The organism is Bradyrhizobium sp. Leo78 (genome assembly GCF_059512425.1).
This window is the reverse complement of record NZ_JCAMOT010000189.1, coordinates 1-528: the sequence shown is the minus strand read 5'-3', so window position 1 is coordinate 528 and position 528 is coordinate 1. Positions and strand designations below refer to the sequence as shown.

The following is a 528-nucleotide window of genomic DNA, read 5'->3' as shown; positions in this document are numbered from 1 at the left end:
CCCCTGGAAGGCGTTGAGACCGACCTGCAGGGTGAAGTTCTCGCGGCTGTTGAGGACGATGAGCGGCCAGAGGAAATCGTTCCAGCGCCAGAGCACGGAAAAGATCGCCAGCACAGCAAGCGCCGGCGCCGTCAGCGGCAGGATGATCCGCCAGAAGATGCAGAATTCGCTCGCCGCATCGACGCGCGCCGCCTCGATCAGCTCATCCGGTATGGTCAGCATATATTGCCGCAGCAGGAAAACGGCTGTCGGCGAGGCGACGGTCGGCAGGATGACACCCCAGAGATTGTCGGCGAGCCCGACCCCGACAATGACGAGATAGGCCGGGACCATGACGACGGCGAGCGGGATCATCAGAGTCGAGATGATGATGACGAACACAGTCGTGTCACCCCGAAATTTGTATTTCGACAGCGCAAAGGCAGCCATGGCGTTGACGATAAGCGTCAGCAGCGTCGCGGCCACCGTGACGAAAACCGAATTCTTCAGGAAGATCAGGAAGTTGAAGCGCGTCAGCGGATCGGTGTA

The 528-nt window shown here is 60.0% G+C and carries 1 protein-coding gene; it reads right to left on the bottom strand.

Annotated features, from left to right (window positions below):
* A partial coding sequence (locus tag AC5ZG1_RS44215) for a carbohydrate ABC transporter permease (protein WP_496136542.1) occupies nucleotides 1–528 on the bottom strand: 528 nt, incomplete at both ends.